The organism is Marinicellulosiphila megalodicopiae (assembly GCF_045862395.1).
In the GTDB taxonomy this organism is placed as follows: Bacteria; Pseudomonadota; Gammaproteobacteria; order Pseudomonadales; family Natronospirillaceae; genus Marinicellulosiphila; species Marinicellulosiphila megalodicopiae.
Window position 1 is genome coordinate 2,819,324 of sequence record NZ_AP023087.1, and the last position, 26,136, is coordinate 2,845,459.

At 36.4% G+C, this 26,136-nt stretch carries 17 protein-coding genes and 2 tRNA genes; 7 read left to right on the top strand and 12 right to left on the bottom strand.

The features are described from left to right. Positions 1-15: 15 nt before the first annotated feature. The 4 genes from TYM08_RS12140 to TYM08_RS12155 form a co-directional block, all read right to left on the bottom strand. Complete coding sequence (locus TYM08_RS12140; RefSeq protein ID WP_422379414.1) at positions 16-615, bottom strand: hypothetical protein; 600 nt, start codon at positions 613-615, stop codon at positions 16-18. 470 nt (positions 616-1,085) lie between these two features. Continuing rightward, on the bottom strand, positions 1,086-1,409 hold the full coding sequence (locus tag TYM08_RS12145; protein WP_422379415.1) for a helicase-related protein: 324 nt from the start codon (positions 1,407-1,409) through the stop codon (positions 1,086-1,088). Positions 1,410-1,970: 561 nt separating this feature from the next. Beyond that, positions 1,971-3,350: a Do family serine endopeptidase gene (locus TYM08_RS12150; RefSeq protein ID WP_422379416.1), complete on the bottom strand. Its 1,380-nt coding sequence runs from the start codon at positions 3,348-3,350 to the stop codon at positions 1,971-1,973. Between the two features lie 178 nt (positions 3,351-3,528). After that, positions 3,529-6,747 carry an SNF2-related protein gene (locus TYM08_RS12155; RefSeq protein WP_422379417.1) on the bottom strand — a complete coding sequence of 1,073 codons (3,219 nt, stop codon included), beginning with the start codon at positions 6,745-6,747 and terminating at the stop codon, positions 3,529-3,531. A gap of 171 nt (positions 6,748-6,918) precedes the next feature. Between TYM08_RS12155 and ydiJ the strand changes: the two genes are divergently transcribed. Together ydiJ and TYM08_RS12165 are read left to right on the top strand one after the other, a co-directional pair. After that, positions 6,919-9,990 (top strand): D-2-hydroxyglutarate dehydrogenase YdiJ, encoded by a 3,072-nt coding sequence (gene ydiJ / locus TYM08_RS12160; RefSeq protein WP_422379418.1) that lies wholly within the window; start codon positions 6,919-6,921, stop codon positions 9,988-9,990. A 115-nt stretch (positions 9,991-10,105) separates the two neighbouring features. Further along, positions 10,106-10,990 carry an ATP-grasp fold amidoligase family protein gene (locus TYM08_RS12165; protein WP_422379419.1) on the top strand — a complete coding sequence of 295 codons (885 nt, stop codon included), beginning with the start codon at positions 10,106-10,108 and terminating at the stop codon, positions 10,988-10,990. 66 nt (positions 10,991-11,056) lie between these two features. Here TYM08_RS12165 and TYM08_RS12170 read toward each other — a convergent pair whose 3' ends face one another. Then, positions 11,057-12,151: an ABC transporter ATP-binding protein gene (locus tag TYM08_RS12170; RefSeq protein WP_422379420.1), complete on the bottom strand. Its 1,095-nt coding sequence runs from the start codon at positions 12,149-12,151 to the stop codon at positions 11,057-11,059. A gap of 259 nt (positions 12,152-12,410) precedes the next feature. Between TYM08_RS12170 and TYM08_RS12175 the strand changes: the two genes are divergently transcribed. Beyond that, entirely contained in the window at positions 12,411-13,613 is a 1,203-nt protein-coding gene (locus TYM08_RS12175) for a response regulator (protein WP_422379421.1), read from the top strand. Positions 13,614-13,627: 14 nt separating this feature from the next. Here TYM08_RS12175 and nadA read toward each other — a convergent pair whose 3' ends face one another. The 6 genes from nadA to TYM08_RS12205 all read right to left on the bottom strand — a co-directional run bounded on the left by nadA (position 13,628) and on the right by TYM08_RS12205 (position 20,622). After that, positions 13,628-14,593, bottom strand: coding sequence for a quinolinate synthase NadA (gene nadA / locus TYM08_RS12180; RefSeq protein ID WP_422382834.1), 966 nt, complete (start codon positions 14,591-14,593; stop codon positions 13,628-13,630). 138 nt (positions 14,594-14,731) lie between these two features. Further along, a tRNA-Lys gene (locus tag TYM08_RS12185) sits at positions 14,732-14,807 on the bottom strand. A 47-nt stretch (positions 14,808-14,854) separates the two neighbouring features. Beyond that, positions 14,855-14,930: transfer RNA gene (locus TYM08_RS12190), tRNA-Lys, on the bottom strand. 203 nt (positions 14,931-15,133) lie between these two features. After that, positions 15,134-18,169: an efflux RND transporter permease subunit gene (locus TYM08_RS12195; RefSeq protein WP_422379422.1), complete on the bottom strand. Its 3,036-nt coding sequence runs from the start codon at positions 18,167-18,169 to the stop codon at positions 15,134-15,136. A 2-nt stretch (positions 18,170-18,171) separates the two neighbouring features. Continuing rightward, positions 18,172-19,470: an HlyD family secretion protein gene (locus TYM08_RS12200; RefSeq protein ID WP_422379423.1), complete on the bottom strand. Its 1,299-nt coding sequence runs from the start codon at positions 19,468-19,470 to the stop codon at positions 18,172-18,174. Between the two features lie 189 nt (positions 19,471-19,659). Continuing rightward, on the bottom strand, positions 19,660-20,622 hold the full coding sequence (locus TYM08_RS12205; RefSeq protein ID WP_422379424.1) for a polyprenyl synthetase family protein: 963 nt from the start codon (positions 20,620-20,622) through the stop codon (positions 19,660-19,662). A 308-nt stretch (positions 20,623-20,930) separates the two neighbouring features. Between TYM08_RS12205 and rplU the strand changes: the two genes are divergently transcribed. Both rplU and rpmA read left to right on the top strand, forming a co-directional pair. Continuing rightward, on the top strand, positions 20,931-21,242 hold the full coding sequence (gene rplU, locus TYM08_RS12210; protein ID WP_422379425.1) for a 50S ribosomal protein L21: 312 nt from the start codon (positions 20,931-20,933) through the stop codon (positions 21,240-21,242). Between the two features lie 40 nt (positions 21,243-21,282). Further along, entirely contained in the window at positions 21,283-21,540 is a 258-nt protein-coding gene (rpmA, locus tag TYM08_RS12215) for a 50S ribosomal protein L27 (RefSeq protein WP_422379426.1), read from the top strand. A 93-nt stretch (positions 21,541-21,633) separates the two neighbouring features. Here rpmA and TYM08_RS12220 read toward each other — a convergent pair whose 3' ends face one another. Beyond that, positions 21,634-22,194 carry a TetR/AcrR family transcriptional regulator gene (locus TYM08_RS12220; protein WP_422379427.1) on the bottom strand — a complete coding sequence of 187 codons (561 nt, stop codon included), beginning with the start codon at positions 22,192-22,194 and terminating at the stop codon, positions 21,634-21,636. Positions 22,195-22,300: 106 nt separating this feature from the next. Here TYM08_RS12220 and TYM08_RS12225 point away from each other — a divergent pair, with 106 nt between their 5' ends. Continuing rightward, positions 22,301-23,221, top strand: a complete 921-nt coding sequence (locus tag TYM08_RS12225) for a hypothetical protein (protein ID WP_422379428.1) — start codon at positions 22,301-22,303, stop codon at positions 23,219-23,221. A 33-nt stretch (positions 23,222-23,254) separates the two neighbouring features. Then, a complete protein-coding gene (locus TYM08_RS12230; protein ID WP_422379429.1) occupies positions 23,255-26,131 on the top strand; it encodes a response regulator in 2,877 nt (958 codons plus the stop codon). The last annotated feature ends 5 nt before the right edge of the window (positions 26,132-26,136 follow it).

Genomic DNA, 26,136 nt, shown 5'->3' on the forward strand with positions numbered 1-26,136 from the left:
CTACTTCTTTTTTTGCTACTTATAAATCGGCATACCAAAATCATCATACAATTTAATATATCCCTGTATACTTTCATATTCAGTATATGTAGATTTATCAAATATTAATTTCAATTCACTCTCTAAATATTTAAGTTTTATCACATTATTATTTTCATAATCATTAATTAAATTTATTAAATTTTCTAGATTACTGGCAGGTAGATAATCACTAAATCTCATACAATTTTCAGAGTCCATTTTAATAAGTGATCTAATTGAGTTCCCCAGAAATATTTCATCCATATTTCTTGAAGTTAACGGCCTTGATAGTGATTCATATATTGATTTTACACAAATATTTAATTTTATTGCTGCAATTGCTTGTAAATAAACATAACTAGCTGATTCCCCACCATCATATTCATTTAAATACTTTGCAGCCCAGTAAGCTTCATTATATTTTGATTTATCAATTAATAAAAATATTGAGTCTGAATTAATATACTTAAGCAATAACTGATCAGCATCCAACGGAGTATCTGAAAAATGCTCTTGTTCACCTTCAATATACTGATCGCCATAAGAAATATTAAAGTTCATCAACAATACAATAATTATTAGTAATTTTTTCATAATAGAACTACCTCTTTTTAATTTGAATAACTATGCTGTTCAATAGGAAATGGTATTCTTACTTTACCAGCTCTTGGTTTAGGGATACTACCAATAAATGAATCCCACTGACTATTCATAATGGTAAAGCAACCTTCAGAACCACGATTATTATCCGCCCCCCCTATGCAAGTGAATTAAATAAGCTTTAGCCCCTTGATTTTGGAACCAAAAGAGAACCAAAAGTGGAACCAAAAGGAGAACCAAAAGTGACACCCACTTTTGTAATTTCTATGTGTTTTAACACCCATTAAAAACTAACTACTCAATTTTCGACATTGCTCGGCTAAAGCCCAACCAACAAAATCAATTACAAATAATTAATCAGTTCTTAAAGACAAAAAAAAGCCCAAATCAAAAATCGATTCAGGCTTTTCAGTAACTGTTTTTAAACTTCAAGCTTCAGGCCCAAAGCCTCAAGTTATCACTTTTTAATCTTGTTTTGGTTTTTTCGCAAACGTACGAGGATTTCTTGGTTTTTTCGGCTTTTTCGGTTTGTTTGACGGGGTTGAATTCGCCAATGGATTTTGTGGTTTAAATCCTTCTACTTCTTCGCGCTCAATCACTTCTTGAATCAGTTTTTCTATGCCAGCTAAGTCTTTAAACTCATCATTACACACTAACGACACCGCATTACCTTTGTGTCCAGCACGACCCGTGCGGCCAATTCTGTGTACATAGTCTTCTGCTACATTTGGCAATTCAAAGTTTACGACTTGTGGCAATTGGTGAATATCAAAGACCAAAAGTGACATCCACTTTAGCTTTAAACATTGAGGGGCAAGCCCTCGTTTTATTCTATTTTACTAATAATATGGGGATTGTCTTATACTTAATATTGAACCCTATAAAAACACAATTTAGTTTTTTCGGAATGAATCCCGAACCTACAAAACCTGATCTATTTCTCACAGCAAAAAAAACCCAAATCAAAAATATTGATTCAGGCTTTTCACTATCTTTCTCATTTAGGGGTCGCATTTAGGGGTCGCGTCTTACTTTTGACATAGACACTAAGAAAAATAAAGTAATTTTAAGTGATTATTTTAAGTACAAAGTTATCAAATCATTTTTACATTTGATCTGTATAGTTACATAGACTTGCCCACACTCAGACAATAAAGTGACATTATTGGCAAACTAACAATTTTCATAAGCTGGTAGGTGAAGTTTCGCTCAACCGGAAAACACATTGAAAATTCCATATTAAGCAGTCAGTAAATAACAGTTACAATTCATTTTTCGTTATAAAAACCCACGTCCTTGTAAGTTTTAATATACCGTCTGAAATTTTTATTTTACTATCAGTAGAATCGTTACTCGACTTTAATCACTACAAAAAACACTTCACGACCACGAATAACCCGCATTGCTACTCGTTGAGAGGGTTTGATATTAGAAACTGCTTTATTAAATTGCTCTGATGTACTGACATTTTTTCCTGCCACCATTGTAATGATGTCACCTGTTTCGATTCCAGATTGTCGAATACTTTGAGCCAGCACTTGATCCACAACCACGCCCACTTCATTTCTTGATAAAAGCTGTCTTTCTTGCTTGTTTAAATCTCGAACAGTTATCCCTAAGATATTGCTATTACTTGCGCTGCCTGCAAATAATTGAATGTTTTCTTGATCACCTAATATCACATCTAAATTTAAAGTTTGCCCTGCGCGTAATACTGTTAATTCTATGGTGGTACCTGGCTTTAATGATGATACCAGCGGCGATAAATTGCTAAATTTCTTCAAAATCTCGCCGTTAAAATGCGTAATAATATCCCCCGCTTTTAAACCTGCTTGCTCTGCTGGACTGTTTAATGCCACACGATTTACAAGCGCACCATTGTTATTTAACGCGCCTAAGGATTTGGCTAATTGCGGATCTTCATTAAAACTAGGCTCCATTTGAATTCCTAACCAACCCCGCTTAACAGTTCCGCCGTCTTTTAATTGATCCATAACATTCAACGCAACATTAGAAGGGATTGCAAAACTTAACCCCATAAATCCACCGCTTCTTGAATAAATTTGCGAGTTTATTCCCACCACTTCACCATTCATATTAAACAATGGCCCACCTGAGTTTCCTGGGTTAATTGCGACATCCGTTTGAATAAACGGCACAAAGCGCTCACTTCCTGGTAATGATCGCCCTTTTGCACTGACGATCCCGGCGGTAACCGAATAGTCAAAATCAAACGGTGAGCCAATTGCTAAGACCCACTCACCTACTTTTAATTGATCGGAATCAGCCAAGGTTAAAGCTGGTAGGTTTTGCGCTTCAATTTTTAAAACTGCCACATCACTTTCGCTATCTGTGCCAATCAATTTTGCAATAAACACCCGACCATCATTTAGCTTTACTTCAATTTCATCGGAGTTAGCCGCAACGTGATCATTGGTCAAAATATAACCATCTTGGGACACGATAAACCCTGAACCAATGCCAGACTGAACAGGCTCATCTATATTTTCAGAAAAACGATCCCCATAGAAATATCGCAATATTTCTTTTTCGCGCATTGAACGCTCGGTACGATTGGTTTTGGTTGTAATTTTTACCACACTGGATGAGGTGGCTTCGACAAGCTTGGTGAAATCAGGCAACCCTGATACTAATGATTTGGACATGGCTGGTAAAACCAGCATGCCCGTTAAGACACATGCTAATAAAATCTTAAAATGCGTACGCATAAAAAACCTCCAATAAATTTATTCGAAATGTTTAAGGGGCTAGATTGCCCTCAAAACTTTTTTATCGACTTTTATTACAATAAAAAGTTTCCTTATAAATATTGCAATAATCATTATTTTCAAGTTGTTTTTTAATATTTTTTAAAATCAATACATGTATGGGAAATCAAACACTTTTTTACTTTTCAATACCAAATAAAGACAATAATTGATTGCTGTCCATTTTACCTAATTGCGCATCGGATTTGCCTTCATACACGGCATCGGCCATGGCTTGTTTTTTCTTTTGTAATTCTAATACCCGTTCTTCAATGCTATTTTGAGTCACTAATTTATATACAAAAACAGGCTTGTCTTGCCCAATTCGATAGGCTCTGTCCGTAGCTTGGTTTTCAGCCGCAGGATTCCACCAAGGATCAAAATGTATCACCGTATCTGCCTGGGTTAAATTTAGACCAACCCCCCCTGCTTTTAATGAAATTAAAAACACGTCCACTTCGCCACTGGTAAATCGATTGATTACCTCTTCGCGCTTTCGTGTCTGCCCCGTCAACTTGGTTGTTTTGATTTTATGCTTGTTAAGGGTGTCTTCTATAATAGTGAGCATTTGGGCAAATTGAGAAAATATTAATACTTTTCTGCCCTCTTCTAACATCTCTGGCAATACTTCTAATAAAAAATCAAGCTTGGCGCTGTGTTTGACTTTTTTAGCTTCATCTAATTTGACCAATGCAGGATGACAACAGGCTTGACGTAATTTTAATAATGCATCTAAAAATTCTATCTGACTTTTTGCGATGCCTTTTTCTTTTAACAATTGGCGTACGCGTTTTTCCATGGTGACCCGAATACTTTCGTATAATTTACGCTGATCCGTTGGCATTTCTAAATTCTGAATAATTTCAGTTTTACCTGGCAATTCAGTGGCAACGGCATCTTTGGTTCGGCGCAATAAAAACGGTTTTACTCGATCATTTAACCATTGCTGGGCATACGCATCGCCTGCCTCAATGGGTTTACGGTATAAATCAGTAAAGCCTTTATGATTATTTAAAAATCCTGGCATTAAAAAATCAAATAACGACCACAACTCACCCAAATGATTTTCCATTGGGGTGCCAGTTAAACATAATCGATGTTTGCCTTTTAATTCTTTGATCGCTTGGGTCATTTTGGCTTTTGGATTTTTAATCACCTGCGCTTCATCTAAAATAATCCATAACCAATTGTGTTGTTTATGGATGTCTATATCACGTTGAATCAATGGGTAAGTGGTAATAATTAAATGATAGTCATTAATGCTTTCAAAATGTTCGTGGCGTTTTGATCCATGTAACACAAACACCTTAAGCTTAGGTGCAAACTTAGCCGCTTCGCTTCGCCAATTGCCCACTAAACTTGTGGGACAGACAACGATCATAGGCTGCGTTATTTTTTTGCGATTAAATAATACTTGCATCATCGACAACGCTTGAATGGTTTTACCCAAACCCATATCGTCCGCTAAAATTCCGCCAAAACCATACTCTTGTAAAAAACCTAACCAATTTAAACCCTGTTGTTGATAATCACGTAATTCAGCGTTTAACCCTTTTGGGGATTTAATGGTTTTAATGCCTTTATAATTTCCTAATTTTTTGGCCAAACTTTTAATTTTTTTATCGCCAGACCAAGTATCGACAAAAGGAATATGGTTTAACACATCCGCATGATAACGCCCTATTTTACCGTCTTTATTAGCAAGCTGACTTAATATGCGAATAATGGGTTGTACGTCTTTTTTGTTAAACTTTAAAAAATCGCCTTTATTGGGCACCAAGATTTTGTCAGGTAAATTTTCCCAATCTTCAATATGCGCAAGCCCATCAATTAACAACGGCACCAAATCGATTTTTTCATTATTTAATGTGACGGATAATCCAAGTTCAAACCAATTGTCATACTCAGATTCTTCACCAATGACATTACCTTCAACATGTTCAATCTCATGAATTTGCGGCAATTTAAGCTCATTTAACTCAACACGCCAACCGTGATGCTCTAGATTCACTTGAACGGCTAATTTAAATTCTACCCAGAAAAATGGATCGTCTGAGGTAAACACATTCGCACCGCCATTAATGGCTTTGTATTGTAAAAACAAGCCGCATTGTTTAAGTAATAAACGCGCGTTTTTTTCTGCATTTAAATCTCGTTGCCAGCGATGCATTTGATTATCAATATTAAAAACCGTGGGATTTTTAGCTTCGTATTGATCGTGCTCAACCATAAACTCACCGTATTGATAATGAAATTTTCCGTAATAAAAGTTGGTCTTTTCATCAAAACACACTTCAAATACAGGCTGAAACACACCTTTAATTTCAATAACATTTAAATCTACCGGAGTGGGTATCGGCAGGTTATTATCAAATAACCACATTGAAAATTGTTGAGCATCTTGTTTTTTGATGGCGGGCAATTCGGTTAAATGCATCAATAGTTGCTCATTTAAATCCGTATCAATTTGACCGATTTGCAAGGTATTTACATTTAAATAATACAAAGGGGATGAAGGTAATACTATAAAATCTGAGCGCCCATTCATTAACACTTCTAACTTAAAAGCATCGGTTTTATTGGATTTGATTTCTGTCCAATTAAATTCCAGAGTCTGTTGATCTGACATTTTTTCAAAACACTCACCTTCAGCAGTCTCAAAATAACAACGGCCTGTTTCAATCATTTTAATTAAAATTTGCACACTTGCCGCGTTATCTATTTCATATTGCGTATTAGAATCGTCCCACGAGAAAAACATATCAGAAAATATGGCACTATCCATTTTAGAAACATAGTCATCCTGACCATTATAAGACACCGAACGATGTATCGAATGTAAATTCACCAACGCTCCCTTATTGATTTCTCCTTTTTTATTGTATTTTGTTTTTCTAACGGACACTTGCAATGTGTCATATTCATGGGAAACCAAATAGACTAAAAATTCTTTGTCAGTTAAATCCGTATCATCGGATTTAGCCAAAAGCTGATTGGATTCTAATTTGTCGATCCAAGCCTGCATTTCAGATTTTTTAACAGCTGGTATGCGCTTAATTTTCGCGGGTTCTTTATATAAGCCATCATCAAACGCCTCTAATATTAACGCGACACCATGTTTACATTGATTTGATACAGGGCAGCTACATTCTGTAACAAACTCTCCACCATCTATCCAAGCTTCGACATCATATCGTTCATTATGGCTGCCCTTTGCAACGCCAAACACTAAATCAACATCACCAAAACTTTGATTACTATGGACATTAAACACCATCCCTTCTTCGTAATAACGCTTACCACGCTGATAGGTAACGGCACTAAAAGATGATTTGATATTTTTCTTGGATAATGACATACGAAGCTTCTTTAAAAATTGACTAAAAAATGGCGCTATTATACAGATTCTAGCCCTTTAATTGAAACAAAGCTGCCCCAAACAAATAATAAGTTGAATTGTATTAAGAAAGGGGAATTTCATACAAAAAAGCACTATAATACGCCACTATTTTTATTTTGAGTGTGAGATATGCTTCCTCGTTTAGATGATCTTAATGTTGTACAAAGTTTATATTTAGCGTTTATTGATGCTGTTAAAGCCCAAGGCTTTAAAGGTGAATTATCCACGCAATACTCTACACGTACCGTACTTTCTACCGATAATTCTATTTATCAAGTATTGCCACAGGCCATTATCTACCCAAAATCCACTCAAGATATTCAAATAGTCTGTTCGATCAGTAACCAATCAGAATTTCACAAGGTTAAACTTAGCCCTCGCGGCGGCGGAACCGGCACCAACGGACAGTCTTTAACAGACGGCGTGGTGGTGGATTTGTCTCGTCATATGAATAGTATTATTGAAATTAATGCAGACGAAGGTTACGCCATTGTTGAAACAGGCGTTGTTAAAGACCAGTTAAACCAAGAGCTAAAAAAACACGGATTATTCTTTGCCCCTGAATTATCGACAAGTAATCGCGCAACCATTGGTGGCATGATTAATACTGACGCATCTGGTCAAGGCTCGGTTATGTACGGCAAAACCCGTGATCACGTGCTTGAACTTTCAACGGTTTTATTGGATGGTTCACTCATTCATTCTAGAAATATTGATGACACTCAATTAAATATCACTCTGTCACATGATTCTCGCGAAGCAAACATTTACAAAACCGTCAATGATATTTACAACGATAAAAAAGAATTAATCAAAGCCAAATTCCCTCCTTTAAACCGCTGTTTAACGGGTTATGATTTGGCGCATATTAAAGATGAGCAAAATCAATTTAACCTAAACAATATTTTATGCGGAAGCGAAGGCACATTAGGCTTTATTGTCACTGCAAAAATCAATGTATTACCGATTCCGAAGTTCTCTGCGTTAGTAAACGTTTGCTATGACAGCTTTGAAAACTCAATGCGCGACGCACAAAGCCTAATGGCGTTTGAGCCAACCTCCATTGAAACCGTGGATTCACGAGTATTAGGCTTAGCTAAAAACGATATCGTTTGGCATTCTGTTTCAACATTTTTTCCTGAACCAAAAGATCAATCCGTAGAAGGCATTAATTTAATTGAATACACATCAGACAGCCTTGAAGATTTAGAAGCCAAAATTGAAAAACTATTAGCACATCTTAATAATGAACAAGGTCAGCCAAAAAAGAACATAGCTTCACAATCCGTAATGGGCACAGACAGCGTTAAAAAAATATGGGCCATGCGCAAAAAAGCAGTGGGCTTATTAGGTAATGCAAAAGGCAGCGCAAGACCGATTCCATTTGTTGAAGACACGGCCGTGCCTCCTGAAAATTTAGCAGACTTCATTATGGAGTTTAGAAAAGTACTAGACAGTTATAATTTAACTTATGGCATGTTTGGTCATGTTGATGCAGGTGTTTTACATGTACGCCCCGCTATTGATATGAAAGATACTGAACAAGCCAAAATGGTTCGCGTGATTACCGAGCAAGTTGTGAGTTTAGTTAAAAAATATAATGGTCTTTTATGGGGCGAACACGGTAAAGGCGTGCGCAGTGAATTTTCTCCTGAATTTTTTGGTGAGCTGTACCCTAGCCTACAAGAAATTAAAGCCGCGTTTGATCCGCGCAATCAATTAAACCCAGGCAAGATTGCAACACCAACGCCATTAAAAACCGACGATGGTGTCGAGATTTGGGAATTAAGTAAAATTGATGAAGTGCAAACACGAGGGGAACTAGATAACCAAATTCCTGTACAGCAATGGAACAACTATGATGATGTTTTAAACTGTAACGGTAATGGTGCTTGTTTTAATTACGATTTAAATGATCGTATGTGTCCATCTTATAAAGCCACACGCGACAGACGTTTCTCACCTAAAGGGAGATCATCATTAATTCGTGAATGGCTTCGTTTGTTAGATGAAAAAGACACAAGTGCTGATGAGTTATCTTTTCAAGCTAAACGTCAATTCGCACCTGTCGCTTTTTTCTCAAAAATGATGCATACATTAAGCCCTAAATACGATTTTAACCATGAAGTAATGGACAGCATGTCTAACTGTTTAGCTTGTAAATCTTGCGCGGGACAATGCCCAATTAAAGTAGATATTCCAGAAGCGCGTGCGCGTTTTTACGAAGTGTATTACAGCCGATATCTGCGTCCATTAAAAGATTATTTTATTGTGGCGTCGGATTTATTTGCACCATTGATGGCCAAAATGCCTAGAACCAGTAACTTTTTTCTTGGTAATCCTATCAGCACCTGGGCACTTAAAAATATTGCAGGCATGGTGGACAGCCCATTAATTTCCACTAAAACATTAAAACGTGCGATGCGAAGATCTCAGGTTGTATTTGCTACCGAACTTAATTTGAATAAGTTATCTGAAGAGCAAAAAAGTAAAAGTGTTATTTTAGTTCAAGATGCTTTTACCAGTTATTTTGATGCCGATAGTGTAAACGGTTTATTAAAATGCTTAAAAAAGCTTGGCTTAAATCCAATGATCATGCCTTATTCTCCAAACGGAAAAGCCATGCATGTCCATGGTTTTTTCACAGGCTTTAAAAAGATCGCGTTAAAAACCCATAAAAAATTGAAAAAAATTGAATCATTTGGCGTGCCATTAATCGGCATGGATCCATCAATGACACTTACATACCGCAATGAATACTTAAAAGCGCTTCCAAATGAAAACATGGCTAACGTTCAATTAATTCAAGAATGGCTAGGTGATAATTTGCACCTAATTAATGGACAAAAACCAAAAGCCGATACTTATTATTTATTAGCGCATTGTACCGAAGCAACTAACGCTGCAGGCACATTGGTTAAATGGCAAGCAATCTATGAAAAATTAGGCTATCAATTAGAGATTTTAAATGTGGGTTGTTGCGGCATGTCTGGCACATTTGGACACGAAAGTAAAAACGTCGCACTGTCTAAAAAAATCTACACACAATCTTGGCAAGTCGTTGTCGAAAACGAATCTAACAAAAACAAATTAATGGCAACTGGCTATTCTTGTCGCAGCCAAATAAAACGTGAATCCAAACAATCGATTCCACACCCTATGGGATTTCTATTTGAATTAATCAAAAACGATTACAAATAAAAATACAATCACACCAAAAAAGACCAATCAAATGATTGGTCTTTTTTTTATTTTTTAAAGCCAATTTGATATGGCACAATACTCACTAAACTTTACCACCTTAAAAGGCAATGACGTGAAATCCTTATTACGAAAATACGAAGAGCAACTTGTTGCAAAACTTGATCGACTATTGGGTTTCCCGAGGGAGAAAAAACGCTTTTTAAAGGCACACGACTACCCTCTAAATTTAAACAATCCAAAATCATTTAATGAAAAAATATGTCATAAAAAAATTTATGATAGAAACCCATTACTACCCATCATTGCCGACAAATATAAAGTAAGAGGCTACATAAAAGAAGTACTTGGAAAACAACTAGCCGACGAAATTTTAATTCCATTATTAGCGGTCGCAGATACCCCAAATGGAATTAACTTTAAATCATTACCCAATGAATATGTCATTAAATCTAACCATGGATCAAGTAACAATATCATTATTAAAGATGGTGACACTCTTAATGTTGACGAATTTAAAATAATCGCTAAAAAATGGTTAACTCAACTATATGGAACAAGAAGTCACGAATGGGCCTACGATCAAATCCCAAGAAAAATAATAGTGGAACAGCTTCTTAAAGACGAATCGGGAAATGTACCTCCTGATTATAAATTCAGTATGATCAATGGGCAATGTGCGTTTATTCAAGTAGATAATGAACGTTTTGAGAATTTTAACCGAACGTTATTCACGCCCAACTGGGAATTACTGGATGTAAGCTGGAAACGAAAACGAGGAAGCAGCGTTGCAAAACCACAAAATTTGGAAAAAATGTTAAAGCTTGCAACTATTTTATCCAAACCTTTTGATTATATTCGCGTCGACTTTTATTCCCTTGGAGATAAAATATTTTTTGGTGAATTAACCAATTACCCTGCTCGTGGCAGAGGAAAATTCACCCCAACTGAATTTGATTTTGAAATGGGCAAGAAATGGACACTCCCAACTAAAAACTAAGAGCACCCTCAATTTTCAGGCAAAAAAAACGCACCCTAGGGTGCGTTTTTTAATTACATCAAATGATTAAAGACGCTTTTTAGTCTCAGAATCAAACATGTGCAACTTATCTAAATCTAATGCAAACGTCATTTTATCACCTGAACGCGGCACTTTATGCGGATCCATTTTACCAGTGATTTTTTCTTTATGACCAGGAACATTCATGTATACAACCACTTCGTGACCTAAGGTCTCAACGATGTCGATCTCACCACCAAATGATGCGCGGTTAGCACATTTTTGTTCATCTTCAGCACGTACATCTTCAGGACGGTATCCAACGATTATATCTTGACCTTTCTTAGCAGCAGCTGCTTGAGCCCATGCAGCAGGAATTTGGCCAGAAAACACATCAGATGTGAACGAAGCGCCATCATCAGAAACTTTGATTGTAATAAAGTTCATATTTGGCGTACCAATGAAACCACCAATAAATACGTTACAAGGCGTATCATATAATTCTAATGGCGTACCCACTTGTTGCAATTCACCTTTGTGAAGTACACAAATACGATCACCCATTGTCATTGCTTCTACTTGGTCATGGGTAACGTATACCGCTGTTACACCTAAACGTTTTTGCAATTTACCAATTTCTGCACGCATGTGAACACGTAATTCAGCATCAAGGTTTGATAAAGGCTCATCAAACAAGAATACAGAAGGCTTACGAACGATCGCACGACCTAGTGCAACACGCTGACGCTGACCACCAGAAAGATCTTTAGGCTTACGCTCTAATAAATGGCCCAAACCTAAGTTATCTGCCGCATCATCAACTAATTTTTTAATTTCAGCTTTTGGCATTTTACGTAGCTTCAAACCAAACGCGATGTTTTCAGCAACGGTCATGTGAGGGTAAAGTGCGTATGATTGGAAAACCATCGCTACGTCACGCTCTTTAGGGTGAACGTTGTTTACAACACGATCACCAATTAATAATTTACCGCTAGTGATGTCTTCTAGGCCAGCAATCATACGTAGCGTTGTTGATTTACCACAACCAGATGGGCCAACTAAAACTACGAATTCTTTATCTGCAATCTCAAGATCCAGACCTTTAATAATATTTACATCGCCGTAACTTTTTACGACATTTTTAAAACTAATACTAGCCATTTTTATGCTCTCTTTTATAGGTTGTTAGAATGCAAAGCATCCCCAATTAACTTGATTTCAAAATGCGCGAATAGACCATTTGATGTATTCATCGCGTCAAGTAAGGCTTAAATTTAAATTACTTAAACCGCAACTTAGCGCGCGATTGTACAGATGTTTACAAAAAAATACCAATCACCTTAAATTTATCATTCAATTTCATACCATATTTCACATTTTTGCTAACCTATAAATATAATTATTACGCACCATTAAAACTATGCCGAATAAAATACTCATTGTGGATGATGATAAGTTCATTCAAAACGTGCTCACCAAATATCTAAATGATAGCTATTCCATTGCGGTTGCTGGGGATGGAGGTCAGGCTTATGAACAAATCAAACAAACCAAGCCAGACATTATTTTACTGGATGTTGAAATGCCAGGACAAAATGGCTATGAAGTATGCGACACCCTAAAACAAAACCCTGATACAAAAGACATTCCGGTTATCTTTTTATCTTCAAAAAGCTCTATGCGAGAAAGGATTCTTGGCTTTGAAGTGGGTGGCGATGATTATTTAGTTAAGCCTTGCAGTAAAGAATTTTTATTAGCTAAACTTGCAAAAATCAGCGAATACATTCATCACCACAGTGAATTAAAAACCGATATCGTAGAAGCCACTAAAACCACTTTAGAAGCCATGAGTTCAAGCGCCAATCTTGGCAAAATTGTCCGCTTCATTAAACGTACATTTCAAATCTCTTCGATTGACATGTTAGCACTTGAACTCAACCAGCTATTACAAGAACTCGGACTTAATGCCAGCGTGATGTTTAATCACAAAAACACTCACCACTTTTACTCAAACCAGACTGATATTGTCGCACCACTTGAAAAAGAACTTATAGGCATGATGCATGCTGGTAATCGCATTATTGATTTTGGCTGCAGAACACAAATTAACTACCCAAGAGTATCACTATTAATTAAAAATATGCCCCTTGATGATAGAAATAAATACGGAAGAATAAAAGATGAAATTCCTTTTTTACTAGAAGCCATCGACGCAAAATTAAAAATCATCAGTGCCGAACAAGCATTTAAAAAACAAAACGAAGCCTTGGGAAAAGTTGTTTCAGCCGTTCAAATTACATTAAATAAGGCAAGTGAACTTTTTATACAAAATCAGCAAGATTTAGCAAACGTTATGAGCAAACTAAATATTGACTTATCGACGCAATTTAACAGTCTAGGATTAGAAGAAGATCAAGAAAAAGTGATTTTAGACAGAGTGGAAATTTCATCCGAGGCACTAAGTGAGACCATGAAACAAGGAGGGTGTATTCAAGAATCTTTACAAAAAGTCGCCATTCTTTTAGAGCGGATAAATAAAGATCAGCATAAAATTATTAATGAAAATCTATGCATACAAATTGAGGAACAAGAAACCCCCTCAGATGATATCGAACTGTTTTAACCCTTGATTAAAGCCTATTTAGCAAACTCAAGCATTCTATTTAATGGAATCATTGCCTTGTTTGCAATTTCGATATCAACCTCTACGATATCGGTTGGATCAATCAACGCTTGTTTTAAATTCTCTAAGGTATTCATTGCCATCCAAGGACAATGGGCGCAACTTTTACATGAAGATCCAGCCCCGCCTGTTGGAGCTTCTATAAAAGATTTTTGTGGAGACAACTGCTGCATTTTATAAAAAATACCACGATCGGTTGCAACAATAAATTGCTGATTCGGTAATGATTGCGAAGCTTTAATTAATTGCGTGGTTGAACCTACCACATCTGCAATTTGCACAACAGAATCAGGGGATTCAGGATGCACTAAAATTGCCGCATCAGGATACATTGCTTTCATATCCAAAATACCCTTAGCCTTAAATTCTTCATGTACAATACAACTGGCATCCCACAACAACATATCGGCACCGGTTTGCTTTTGCACATACCCACCCAAATGTTTATCTGGCCCCCAGATGATTTTTTTACCCTGTGCATCCAAATGATCAATCAAATCCACTGCAATACTTGAAGTGACCACCCAATCTGCAACCGCCTTTACTTCTGCTGAAGTATTGGCATACACCACCACTTCACGATCTGGATGCTGCTCACAAAACTTTGTAAATTCATCAACAGGGCAACCCAAATCCAACGAACAAGTTGCCTCTAACGTTGGCATCACAACGGTTTTGTTTGGCGCTAAGATTTTAGCGGTTTCACCCATAAAACGCACACCAGCTACAACAATCAAGTCCGCATCAGTATTAGCTCCAAAGCGTGCCATTTCTAGGGAGTCCCCTATAAACCCACCGCTTTTTTCAGCAATTTCCTGAACCAATGCATCGGTATAATAATGCGCAACTAACACGGCATTCTTTTCTTTTAGCAAAGCTTGGATATCAGCGAAGTACGCTTCTTTGGTGGCTTTATCCATATGCGCAGATTGCGCAGTAACCGGGACTTCAAAATCGATTCTTGATTCAGTCATAACCTAGCCTTTATTTGCTCAAAGTAAAAGTGACAGATGAAAAAAAAGACAGCCTAGGCTATCTTCTAATTATTCATGTTTAAGTGGTGGGTCGTGCTGGATTCGAACCAGCGACCAATTGGTTAAAAGCCAACTGCTCTACCAACTGAGCTAACGACCCTTAAAACATGTTATTTCTTTGCTTACTTAATGAAGCGACTCTTGAAGTGGTGGGTCGTGCTGGATTCGAACCAGCGACCAATTGGTTAAAAGCCAACTGCTCTACCAACTGAGCTAACGACCCTCAATCAAGAGAGCGCGTATAATACTTTTATTAAAAATAAACGCAAGCGTTTTTTACATTTTTTTTCACTAACTGCTTGATTAATAAGGAAGATTTGCCGTTTTGTTTGTTTTTTAAACGATCAAACCAATCAATTGATCCAATTTTGCACAATATACCCCGCACCCAAACCCACTCTATTTTAATTTTTAATCGAATTAGATTCATTTATCACAGTGAGAAGCTTCAGTAATATGCTTAACCCGCATAAAACTCACCACGCAAGGAGTAATCACCAACACGACAATTGTGCCGTACAACAACCCAAATGCTAATGAAATCGCCATTGTCTTTACAATTTGCGCCTGTATTGATGTTTCAAATAATATAGGCACCAAACCAATCACTGTTGTAACACTGGTTAACAATACCGCACGAAAGCGCTGACAGGAGGCCTCTACGATCGCCTCTATTTTGTCCATGCCTTTTTCGAGTAACTGCCTAAATCGATCTATTAAAATAATCGAATCATTAACCACAATGCCCGCCACACCAAACAACCCCAGAACCGACAGAAAAGTAAAATCCGCCCCCATCAACCAATGACCAAATACAGCACCAGTCATTGAAAAAGGAATCGCAACAACCACAGCGATAGGCCACAACCATGATTGAAAGACCCAAGCCAAAATTAAAAAAATCAGCAATAACGCAGCAGGAATTGCAACCATTAACGCATCGATTAATTCTTGAACCGATTTCGCCCCTCCAGAAATTTCAGCATTTAGGCCAAATTGAGTTTTTATTGGATTAACAATTGTCTGCAATAAAGCACTTGAGACATCCGATACTTTTAGCGATTCATCTGAAATCCTAGCACTAACACGCGCACTGATTTGACCATCATTAATTGAGAACCCATTAATTGTAATTTGCCTGCTTTGCTCTGTTAATTGCTCAAGCGTATAAATATCACCATTTAAAGACGTAATAGGTAAGCGATTTATCTGCTCTAACCCCCAAGATTCATCACGATCCACTCCAACATAAAAACTCGATTTAGATTCTTGTCTTGATAAGTCCACTACTTTTTTTGGACTTAACCACTTAGAGGCCTGCGTCATAATATATTGATCCGTCATACCTAGCTGCCTAGCCAAGGCATTTGCTTTAACTTTTAATTCCATTGATCCAGATCTAAAATCATCATTCACATCTGTTAAATAAGCAACTTCATTTAACTTTTCTTTGGTTTGAGCCACCGCTGCTTTAAGGTTTATTAAATTATTTGACTGAAACTGAAAACTTATCAAACTTGTATTAGACCCACCCCTATCTTCTGGCGCATCCTCACTGGATTTTATTTCTTTTACTATTTCATTAGATTTAATTAATGACTTCCAATAATCCATTACCTGAGCATTTTTCCATTGCTGATCTCTATCATCTATATCCAGCAATTCAATATACACTTCTAACTTTTTATTATAGATTTCTTGAGAATAAATATGCTGTTTAATTAAATTGGGATAATCAAGCTCTACTTGTTTTAATGTTTGAATTAAATAAGCAGCATAATCTTTTTGCTGCTGTTCTGTGGTTTCATCATAAAAGCTTACTGTTAACGACGCATTATTAAATTCCACATCCATGTCAGGGTTAAATTTCACCACATCAGTCTTAACCATAATAAAACTGATCAACAATAAAGAACATGCAGCTAATATTGTCACCCCTCTATTTTGTGAAACCAACTGTACAAATGATCGAAATATACCATCTCTCAATCGACTAAATGCATTATCGACTTTTATTCTTAACTTACTTTCTTTTTTATTATTCGATTTAGCCAAAGAGTGATTTAAATGTCCTGGCAAAACAAAAAAACATTCAAACAATGATGCAACTAACACACAAATAATCACTAATGGAACAGGCTTTAACAATTCACCAAAAGCGCCTGGTAAAAATAATAAAGGAGAAAAAGCTGCAATGGACGTAAGCGCCGCGGCCATCACTGGTGCGAACATTCGTCTCACCCCATGAATTGCAGCATCAGGCGCATTCATACCTGATTTTTTAAGTGTCAACGTTTCTTCACTAATAACAATTGCATCATCCACCACAATGCCAAGAGCAATTAATAATGCAAAAATACTGAATATATTTAAGTTTCCATCAATAACGTACAACAACCCTAATGTGGCAAATATCGCCACAGGAATTCCTGCAGCTGTCCAAAAAGCCACCCGGCTATTTAATAAAATAAACAATGTCAACAACACCAATATCAAACCAAATAGCGCATTATTTGTTAATAAATCCAAATGCCCTTGTACAAATTTCGCAGTATCACTGAAACTGGAAATATAAATAACCGACCCATGTTGTGCTTTGTAAGCATCCACCCATTTATCAATTCTTTGTCCCGACTCAATCGTCCCCATGGATGCTGAACGCACAATATTTAATATTACAGCAGGGTTTCCATTCACATTTAATGATGCATCCTGTGCACTTAAATCCTCTAATTCATGCAACAAATTTATAGGAGTTTGACCAATAGTAAGCTGAGACAAATTTTGCCCACCCTCAACAACCTCCCCAACCATTAATGACTGTCGACCACTAATACCTGCTGAAGAACGTGAAATTTGGCCAGCTAATAGTTGTGATATTTGCACTGGATCTTGATTTAAATCCATCCATGTTTGTAATTTTGGCCGCCAATATATATCCGTACCAGATAACCCCCAGATTTCAACATCCGCCAAACCACTCGCAATTAAGGATTGCTTAGCATCCAACGCTATTTCGCGTAATGAATTTAAACTACCATCCACACTTAAAATAATTAAACCAACAGGTTCTAAAATCACCTCCTGTACAATATTTGGAACATCTACTCCAACTGGCCAATCAAATTGATTAATTATTTTTTGGACGTCAGGTACTGCTTTATCCATTTTTGCACTTAATAAAAACTGCACTCCTAAGTATAAATTTCCATTTGAGACATAAGCTTTTACACTTTCGACACCCACACTTTGTTTAATGCTTTGCGTTAAAGGGTAAACAATATCATTTGCAATTATTTCAGCACTGACACCTTCATACTCAACATTCAATGAAGCATATGGGACACTCACATCTGGCATCAAAGTAATGGGGGTCTTTTGCATTGCAATGATCCCCGCTACAAGCATAAACACCATTAGAATATTGGCAGCTAATCGATGTCGAACAAAATATGAAAGCATGATTATTCCCCTGCGTCAGTTTCAACATCAGTTGAATTACCAGCATTGCTCGAAATATCCTGTGAAATCAATTCGTCATTATTAGAATCTTTTGGTTCAGGCAATTTATTTGTTACTTCAATACCACTATATAAATTAGAAAGTTTACTGGTCAACAATAACGGCTCTTCGGGCAACGAATCAGAAGTAGCTACCCAATACTCTTTTTCATCCAAAATATGAATGCCATGCAAAATGACCTTCGCCTCCTCTAAAACAAAATCCTTTTGCACCTCTTTCAAATAATATACCCGCTCATATTCAAACAATGCTTTGGGCTCCAGTAAAAAACTATTCTCAACAACAGGAGAAACCCAATAGCCGTATTGATGGCTATTTAATGCCAATGCCTGTCCTGAAATATCAAACACCACTTCCTGCCCAGCTTGCTCGAAATTTATGATTGGATCGACTGTTAATATCGAATATTGCTGATTATTTATCATTAACTTTGATTCAATCTGCTGCGCCAATTTTGATGCAACACTTACTTTGAATAATCGAGATTGATCATTAAACAATACCAATAGATTTTGACCAACAATGACTGACTGACCCACCTTTAAATTTAAAGCACCGATAACACCATCAAATGATGCTGTAATTGTATGCAATTGAATTTGCTCATTTTGCGCATCAATACTTATGTTTAATTGATTTAAATTGGACATTAATTGCATTTGTTGAGCCTGTTGACTCTCAACTGCAAGCTTTCTTTGCAACACAGTACGCTCTGCTTGATTCAATTGAGTCACAATTTGTTCAAACTGACTATTTGATATTAATTGTTTTGCAAGTAATGTCTTTTCTCTTGTGTAATTATCCTGTGCTTTTTTAAATTGCTCTTTATCAAATTCCAACAGCGAACGATCAAGCTTATGCTGCCTTTTTTGAATTTCAATTTGCGCAGTCATATCTTGTAATTGTGCATTTAATCGCTGTAATTCTCGCTGGGCATTTAATGGATCTAATTCAATTAACACCTGCCCCTTTTCCACGGTTTGACCAGGATAAACTAATAGTGATTTCACCTTTGCGCTAACTTGAGATTGTATTTCATTTAAACTATCGGTATCTATTTTCCCAATAACAGAGTGCATTGGAGACCAATTTCCTTTTTTGGCTATTACCGTTGTGACATATTTTGCTTGATTTTTGTTTTCAATTTTACTGACATCTTCTTTTTGCATCACCATCAATATAATTAAAACTAGAGTGACACAAATAATAGACAGGGAAATAAGTGTTTTTTTACCAAACATACGCAAGATCCTTCACCCTTGATTAAAGTGCACAAAAAGAAATAAGATTAATTGAGTTACACAAGGATTGTAACAGTCAATAGTCATCATGATAGACACGAAGACTTGAAATTAATTGACTGCTTTTAATTAATTGACTGCTTTTGATTAATTGACTGCTTTTATAGAAGGGACATAACTTGAATGCGCTTAACTTACTCGATCGATAGCCACATCAACTAAACGTAACAGGGCATCCTTATATGGATTGGATTCAAAGACACTTAACGCATCACACGCTTTTTGACCTGCTTGCTTTGCTTGCTCGATAGAATATTCAATGGCACCGGTATCTTGGATGATTTGAATAATTTGCTCCAAATCTTCCAGCCCTTCATTAATAATCGCACGCTTAATTAAGTTTTTTTGATCCTGCTGCGCATGAGCCAAACAATAAATCAACGGAAGTGTCGCCTTACCTTCTGCTAAATCGTCTCCCACATTTTTACCCATCACACTGGCATCCCCAGTATAATCCAAAACATCATCCACCAATTGAAATGCTAAGCCCAATTGCTTGCCATACTCAATTAATGCTTCGATTTGTTTTGGACCCGCATAATTTAACATCGCCGCACTCACGCAAGAGGCTTCAAATAATTTGGCAGTTTTTGCATAAATCACCGCATAGTATTGCTCTTGAGTTAAATTCACATTACCAATATTAGTAAGTTGCATAACCTCGCCTTCTGCAATCACACGAGTAGCCTGGGACAAACATTCCATGACATCCATATTGCGCAAGCTCACCAATAATTCAAAAGAACGCGCGTATAAAAAGTCTCCAACTAACACGCTTGGCGCATTTCCCCATTTATGATTTGCCGTTGAGCGACCACGACGCATATCCGATGTATCCACTACATCATCATGTAATAACGTAGCAGTATGTAAGAACTCAATGGCTGCAGCCAAGCTTGCTGAATCTTTATTTAAATTATTAAGTACACCACAACTTAAAAGCACCAACACTGGACGCAAACGCTTGCCGCCACTTTGCACGATATACTCACTGATTTGCTCAACTAATGGCACATCTGATGATAATTGTTCATTAATTACTTGATCAACTTGCTCAAAGTTGGTTTTTATAAGCGCTTGAATTGATTGCATACTAATAATTTATAACTGATGGATACTCAGCATTTTAACAGTGACAATCAATTACTGTACACCCCTTGTTTGCCTTACTTTTATTTACTTAGTAAACCCCATTAATTTTTCACTTATTTAAAACAATATAGACAGATTAAATTATGACTCAACCCAATTGAGTGTTTACAAAAAATATAACCTTGGGTATAATCCGCGCCCACTGAATTTTGATTCCCTGCCATAGGGTGCTGCGGCGTAAGCACTGCCTTTAGAAGCGGGTAGTAATTGGTAACATTTTCAGTTTACTTTTATTTTTGGAGAAGCACATGTACGCTGTTATCGTAAGTGGTGGTAAGCAATACCGCCTGAAAGAAGGTGAAACCGTTAAGCTAGAAAAAATCGAAGCTGAAATCGGATCTTCTATTAATTTTGATCAAATTTTACTAGTTGCCGATGGCGAAACTGTAAAAATCGGTCAACCTGTTGTTGAAGGCGCTAAAGTGACTGCTGAGATTTTATCTCAAGGTCGTCATAAGAAAATTAAAATTCTTAAATTCAAGCGTCGTAAGCACCACATGAAACAAATGGGCCACCGTCAGTGGTTTACTGAAGTTAAAATTACTAGCATCTCTGCATAATTTAACTTTTATTTTTTAACCTTTTACTGGAGTAATTAAAATGGCTCATAAGAAAGCTGGTGGTAGTACCAACAACGGCCGTGATTCAGAAAGTAAACGCCTAGGTGTAAAAGCCTTCGGTGGTCAATCTGTATCAGCTGGTTCAATCATTATTCGTCAACGCGGAACTCGTTTCCACGCTGGTAAAAATGTAGGTATTGGCACAGACCATACTTTGTTTGCTAAAGCAGACGGTAAAGTTTCTTTCGCTGTTCGTGGCGACAAAAACCGTAAATTCGTTGATATCGTTCCTGCATAATTGCAAAAAACAGATTCAACATATAAAACCTGCCTTGTGCAGGTTTTTTTTTACTTAAATTTAAAGCACTCCTTATCAGCAAGGCTCTAATCTTTATCCCATCTTTTGCACAAAATACTCAAACGGATGCCGCTTACCGCTTAAGTATTGAAAATGTGCATTTGCATTTAAAAGCGAACACCCCTCCAGCATTGACCACAACTGAGCATACAAAATATCAGCATCACTTACCCCCTTTAACAATTGGTGTTTTATCCATAATCCATGCTGTTTTTTCCAACGCTTAAATTTCGAATATTCTTTTAAATCCACAGCAACCAAATAACGCTCAATCCTCTGATGCAATTGATACCGCTCCAAATGACGACCAATCATTAAAAAGTACGCCTTAACTGAGTGCCGATCCTTAAGCTCTTTATCATGCTGCGCAACCCATTGATCAACATGAAACACCTCATCCATCAACAAATCCAACAACAAATCATTTTTACTCCCATAATATTTGTAAAATATCCCTTTACTCAAATCTGCCGCACTAATGATTTGTTTTACCGTGACATCTTTAAAATCCCAATGTAAAAATAACATTAACGCAGCATTGAGTATCCCGGCCTGCTTAGGATCTATGGGACGCTTAGATAGATTGACGATCATAAAACTTGTGTCCTATTAAACAAAGTAAGGCAATAACCTATTACATTAGTGGTGAAAAAACCATGTTTAGACTATACCTATATAAAGCATAATTACGATTCAAAACATGAATATTTTTAGCAACATCTATAAAAAACTCGAATCATGGTTAATGTCCGAAAACAAAGAGGCATCATTTCCGCTGTCTGATTTTGAACGAATCAAACACGAAATCAAACCTTGCGATGTGTTATTAATTGAAGGGCATTCCAAAGTAGCTGAAGTAATTAAAAACATCACTCAATCAAGATGGTCACATGCTTGTCTTTATATTGGCAGACTTCATGACATTGAAGACCCTGTACTTCGTGAAACAATCAAACAAAACTTCGATGGTCAACCCAACACCCAATTAATCATTGAATCACAACTTGGCCTTGGCACCGTCATTCGCCCACTGAGCACATATGATCGTAAACACATACGAATTTGTAGGCCCATCGACTTGGTTTACAGCGATTCACAAAAAGTATTAGCCTACGCAATAAATCGCTTAGGCACTAATTACCACATTCGACAAATTTTAGATTTAGCCCGCTTTTATTACCCCTGGTCTTTTTTACCTAAACGATTTCGCTCTTCTTTATTTCAATGGCAACCCGGTGGATGCACTAAAACAGTTTGCTCAACCATGATTGCTGAAGCTTTTGGATTTATCCAATACCCTATTTTACCGCTTGTTAAAAAACAAAGTGAAATAGAGGGAAAATATCAACTCTTTCAACGCAACCCTATGCTTTGTACCCCTTCAGACTTTGACTACTCGCCTTATTTTAATATTATCAAATATCCATTTATGGACTTTAATGGCAACAACGACTCTAAATATCGATTAATGCCATGGCATGGTGACATTGAACTCAGTGAAGACGAAGCAAGAATGTATATGCAAGCATCGGATCAATCTAATATCGAAATTGGCCTGTCTGCCACCCCACGTAACATTCAATCTATTGAAAACCAAAATCATACCCACTTGAAGCATTAACGGTTCTAGTGAGCCTGTATATTTAGTGCTATCATGGCTTTTTATCTATCATCCAAAAAAGCCATGAAACTAAGTTTAAAACAACAAATATTCCTCGCAGTGTTCATTCCTTGCTTAGTTATTTCAAGCACTATTCTTTGGTATTTTTTCAATGAACAACACCAAAACAACCAGCAAGAGTTCACACAAAATGCTAAACGAATTTCAAACAGCCTTAGTGAAACACTTATTTATGGCATTAAATTTAACAACACCGCTTTTTTAGAAAAAATCACACGACAAGCATTAAACAAAGACAGCCTTAGTAGCATCAACATACTTGACACTCAATTTCAATCAATATCAAACATTGGATCAAGTGAACACACCAATTACGACATCAGCAAACCCACTATTTATAATGAACAAGACGCCTGCATTCATTTTTTAATCCCCATATATGATTTAATTGATCATTCGAATCATTTAAACAATAACGCCCCTATTATTGGGTATCTTGCTTTGGAATTTTCAACAAATCCAATTACGATCAAAAAATACAAAATGATTTCGCTGTATTTATTCGCAGGTTTTATTTCGGCCATATTATTTGCAATTTACGCATTTTATATTTCAAGAAAAATCAGTTCACCCGTAATAAATTTAAACGAAAAGCTACTTAAATTTAATGACAATCAAGATATTGATTTCATTGCATTTAACGGCGAAGGAGAACTTAAATTATTGTCAGACAACATCAACACTCTTGCCAAAAATCTAAGAATCACTCAAGAAGAATTACAAACCAGTACCGACCAAGACAATCAAGATTTAAAACAACACCTTGAAAACATTGAAATTCAAAACATTGAATTAGAAATGGCAAGAAGAGAAGCAACAGAAGCAAACAATGCTAAAAGTGAATTTTTAGCAAATATGAGTCATGAAATTCGCACCCCGCTTAATGGTATTATTGGATTTTTAAACCAACTTAAAAAAACAAAACTAACCAAAAAACAAGAATCCTTTATTGAAACGATTGGTATTTCATCCCAAGGATTACGATATTTAATAGATGGTATTTTGGACTTATCAAAATTAGAAGCTGGGAAACTATCTCTTGAATTACGCGAAGTAAATTTAAGAGAATCCATTGAAGAAACATTGCATCTTTTTGCACCAGAAATTCAACATAAAAATATTGAATTAAACTACATTCATTACCACGACACACCATTTGATTTTATGCTTGATGCCGTACGTTTTCGTCAAATTTTGTCCAACCTAGTTGCCAACGCGGTAAAATTTACAAGTCAAGGTGAAATTACCGTTCGAGTGATGGTTGAAAATTCACACCCTAATGAAAACCAAGTTACATTAAAAATATCCGTTCAAGATACCGGAGTGGGAATTAAAAAAAATCAGCAAGATAGAATTTTTAATGCATTTAATCAAGCTGACCCATCCACAACCCGAAAATTTGGTGGCACAGGACTAGGGCTAGTGATATGCAAAAAACTCGTTGAACAAATGGATGGCGATATATCCGTAGAAAGCGAAGAATCAAAAGGATCGACATTTTGGTTTACCATAAAAGCCACATTGGCACCAAGCAAACCAATCATTAAATACAACTTTGCTGATAAAAACCCTGTTATTATTTTTGAAAATAATCCAACAAGCTTACTCACACTCGAACATCATTTAAATAGTGTCAACTGCCCATTCATTACCGCTGAAAATATTGAAAATTTCATTTCACTTTGCCAAAACGAACAATATAAAACCGCCATTATTGGGATCAATCATAAACAAAAACAATTTGATACAACAATACAAGACATACAATCTAAGCATCCTATTCAATTGATTGTGCTTAGTAATTTAGAATACGGATCAAGAGAGCAAAAAATAATTGAACGCTTAGCACACCGCTATTTAAGCAAACCTCTTCGTCAACAAGATATTCTCAATGCTATTTCAAAATTTGAAAACAAACCTGCACAGCAAATCCATCAGCGAAGAAAAATTGATTCAATGGATTCAACACTTACCAAACCAGAATCTACAGGGATTAATATTCTTGCCGTGGATGATAATGAAATCAATTTAAAACTGATTTCAGTGATTTTAAGTGAGTTTAAAGTAGACATTCATTTAGCAAGAAATGGATTTGAAGCATTAGAAAAAGCCAACCAGCAGTATTTCGATTTAATATTTATGGACATTCAAATGCCTGAAATGAACGGAATAGAAACCACAAAAGCCATCCGTTCATCACAGCCAAGCCAACAATACACATCCATCATAGCACTGACGGCACATGCCCTAGCAGGGGAAAAAGAAATGTTATTACAAGAAGGATTTGACGATTATTTAACCAAACCAATTGATGAACAACAAATTCAAGCAGTCATTCAAAAATGGACGGGGATGGATATCTCTGCGACAGACCTATCAAACAATCAACTCGACTATCAACTCGACTATCAACTCGACTATCAACTCAAGAATCAACTCAAGAATCAAATATCCCAAATAAAATCCACAAGTTCAGAATATAATAAAAACGAACAACCCTGTATTGTTGATCTAAAAGAAGGATTAAGTCTTGCTAATAATAAACCAGATTTAGCGCAAGACATGTTAAACATGTTAATTGACTCATTAGATGATGATTACATTAAAATTGAACAATACCACCAAGCCAATCAAAACGATGAACTGCTTCGTGTGGTTCACAAACTCCATGGAGCAACGCATTACTGTGGTGTGCCAACATTACGTGATCGAACCGAACAATTAGAAACTGCACTAAAACTTGGCGACACTATTAACATACCTAAATTAGTCGAACTATTATTAAATGACATTCAAGATTTACTTAATTGGGCAAAGGAAAACAAAATAGACATAATTGATTGGCGTTAAATATT

Excerpts from the sequence above, each read along its gene's own strand:
- TYM08_RS12140 (WP_422379414.1), bottom strand. The coding sequence starts at position 615 with ATGAAAAAATTACTAATAATTATTGTATTGTTGATGAACTTTAATATT.
- TYM08_RS12145 (WP_422379415.1), bottom strand. The coding sequence starts at position 1,409 with ATGTCACTTTTGGTCTTTGATATTCACCAATTGCCACAAGTCGTAAAC.
- TYM08_RS12150 (WP_422379416.1), bottom strand. The coding sequence starts at position 3,350 with ATGCGTACGCATTTTAAGATTTTATTAGCATGTGTCTTAACGGGCATG.
- TYM08_RS12155 (WP_422379417.1), bottom strand. The coding sequence starts at position 6,747 with ATGTCATTATCCAAGAAAAATATCAAATCATCTTTTAGTGCCGTTACC.
- ydiJ (WP_422379418.1), top strand. The coding sequence starts at position 6,919 with ATGCTTCCTCGTTTAGATGATCTTAATGTTGTACAAAGTTTATATTTA.
- TYM08_RS12170 (WP_422379420.1), bottom strand. The coding sequence starts at position 12,151 with ATGGCTAGTATTAGTTTTAAAAATGTCGTAAAAAGTTACGGCGATGTA.
- TYM08_RS12175 (WP_422379421.1), top strand. The coding sequence starts at position 12,411 with ATGCCGAATAAAATACTCATTGTGGATGATGATAAGTTCATTCAAAAC.
- nadA (WP_422382834.1), bottom strand. The coding sequence starts at position 14,593 with ATGGATAAAGCCACCAAAGAAGCGTACTTCGCTGATATCCAAGCTTTG.
- TYM08_RS12195 (WP_422379422.1), bottom strand. The coding sequence starts at position 18,169 with ATGCTTTCATATTTTGTTCGACATCGATTAGCTGCCAATATTCTAATG.
- TYM08_RS12200 (WP_422379423.1), bottom strand. The coding sequence starts at position 19,470 with ATGTTTGGTAAAAAAACACTTATTTCCCTGTCTATTATTTGTGTCACT.
- TYM08_RS12205 (WP_422379424.1), bottom strand. The coding sequence starts at position 20,622 with ATGCAATCAATTCAAGCGCTTATAAAAACCAACTTTGAGCAAGTTGAT.
- rplU (WP_422379425.1), top strand. The coding sequence starts at position 20,931 with ATGTACGCTGTTATCGTAAGTGGTGGTAAGCAATACCGCCTGAAAGAA.
- rpmA (WP_422379426.1), top strand. The coding sequence starts at position 21,283 with ATGGCTCATAAGAAAGCTGGTGGTAGTACCAACAACGGCCGTGATTCA.
- TYM08_RS12220 (WP_422379427.1), bottom strand. The coding sequence starts at position 22,194 with ATGATCGTCAATCTATCTAAGCGTCCCATAGATCCTAAGCAGGCCGGG.
- TYM08_RS12225 (WP_422379428.1), top strand. The coding sequence starts at position 22,301 with ATGAATATTTTTAGCAACATCTATAAAAAACTCGAATCATGGTTAATG.
- TYM08_RS12230 (WP_422379429.1), top strand. The coding sequence starts at position 23,255 with ATGGCTTTTTATCTATCATCCAAAAAAGCCATGAAACTAAGTTTAAAA.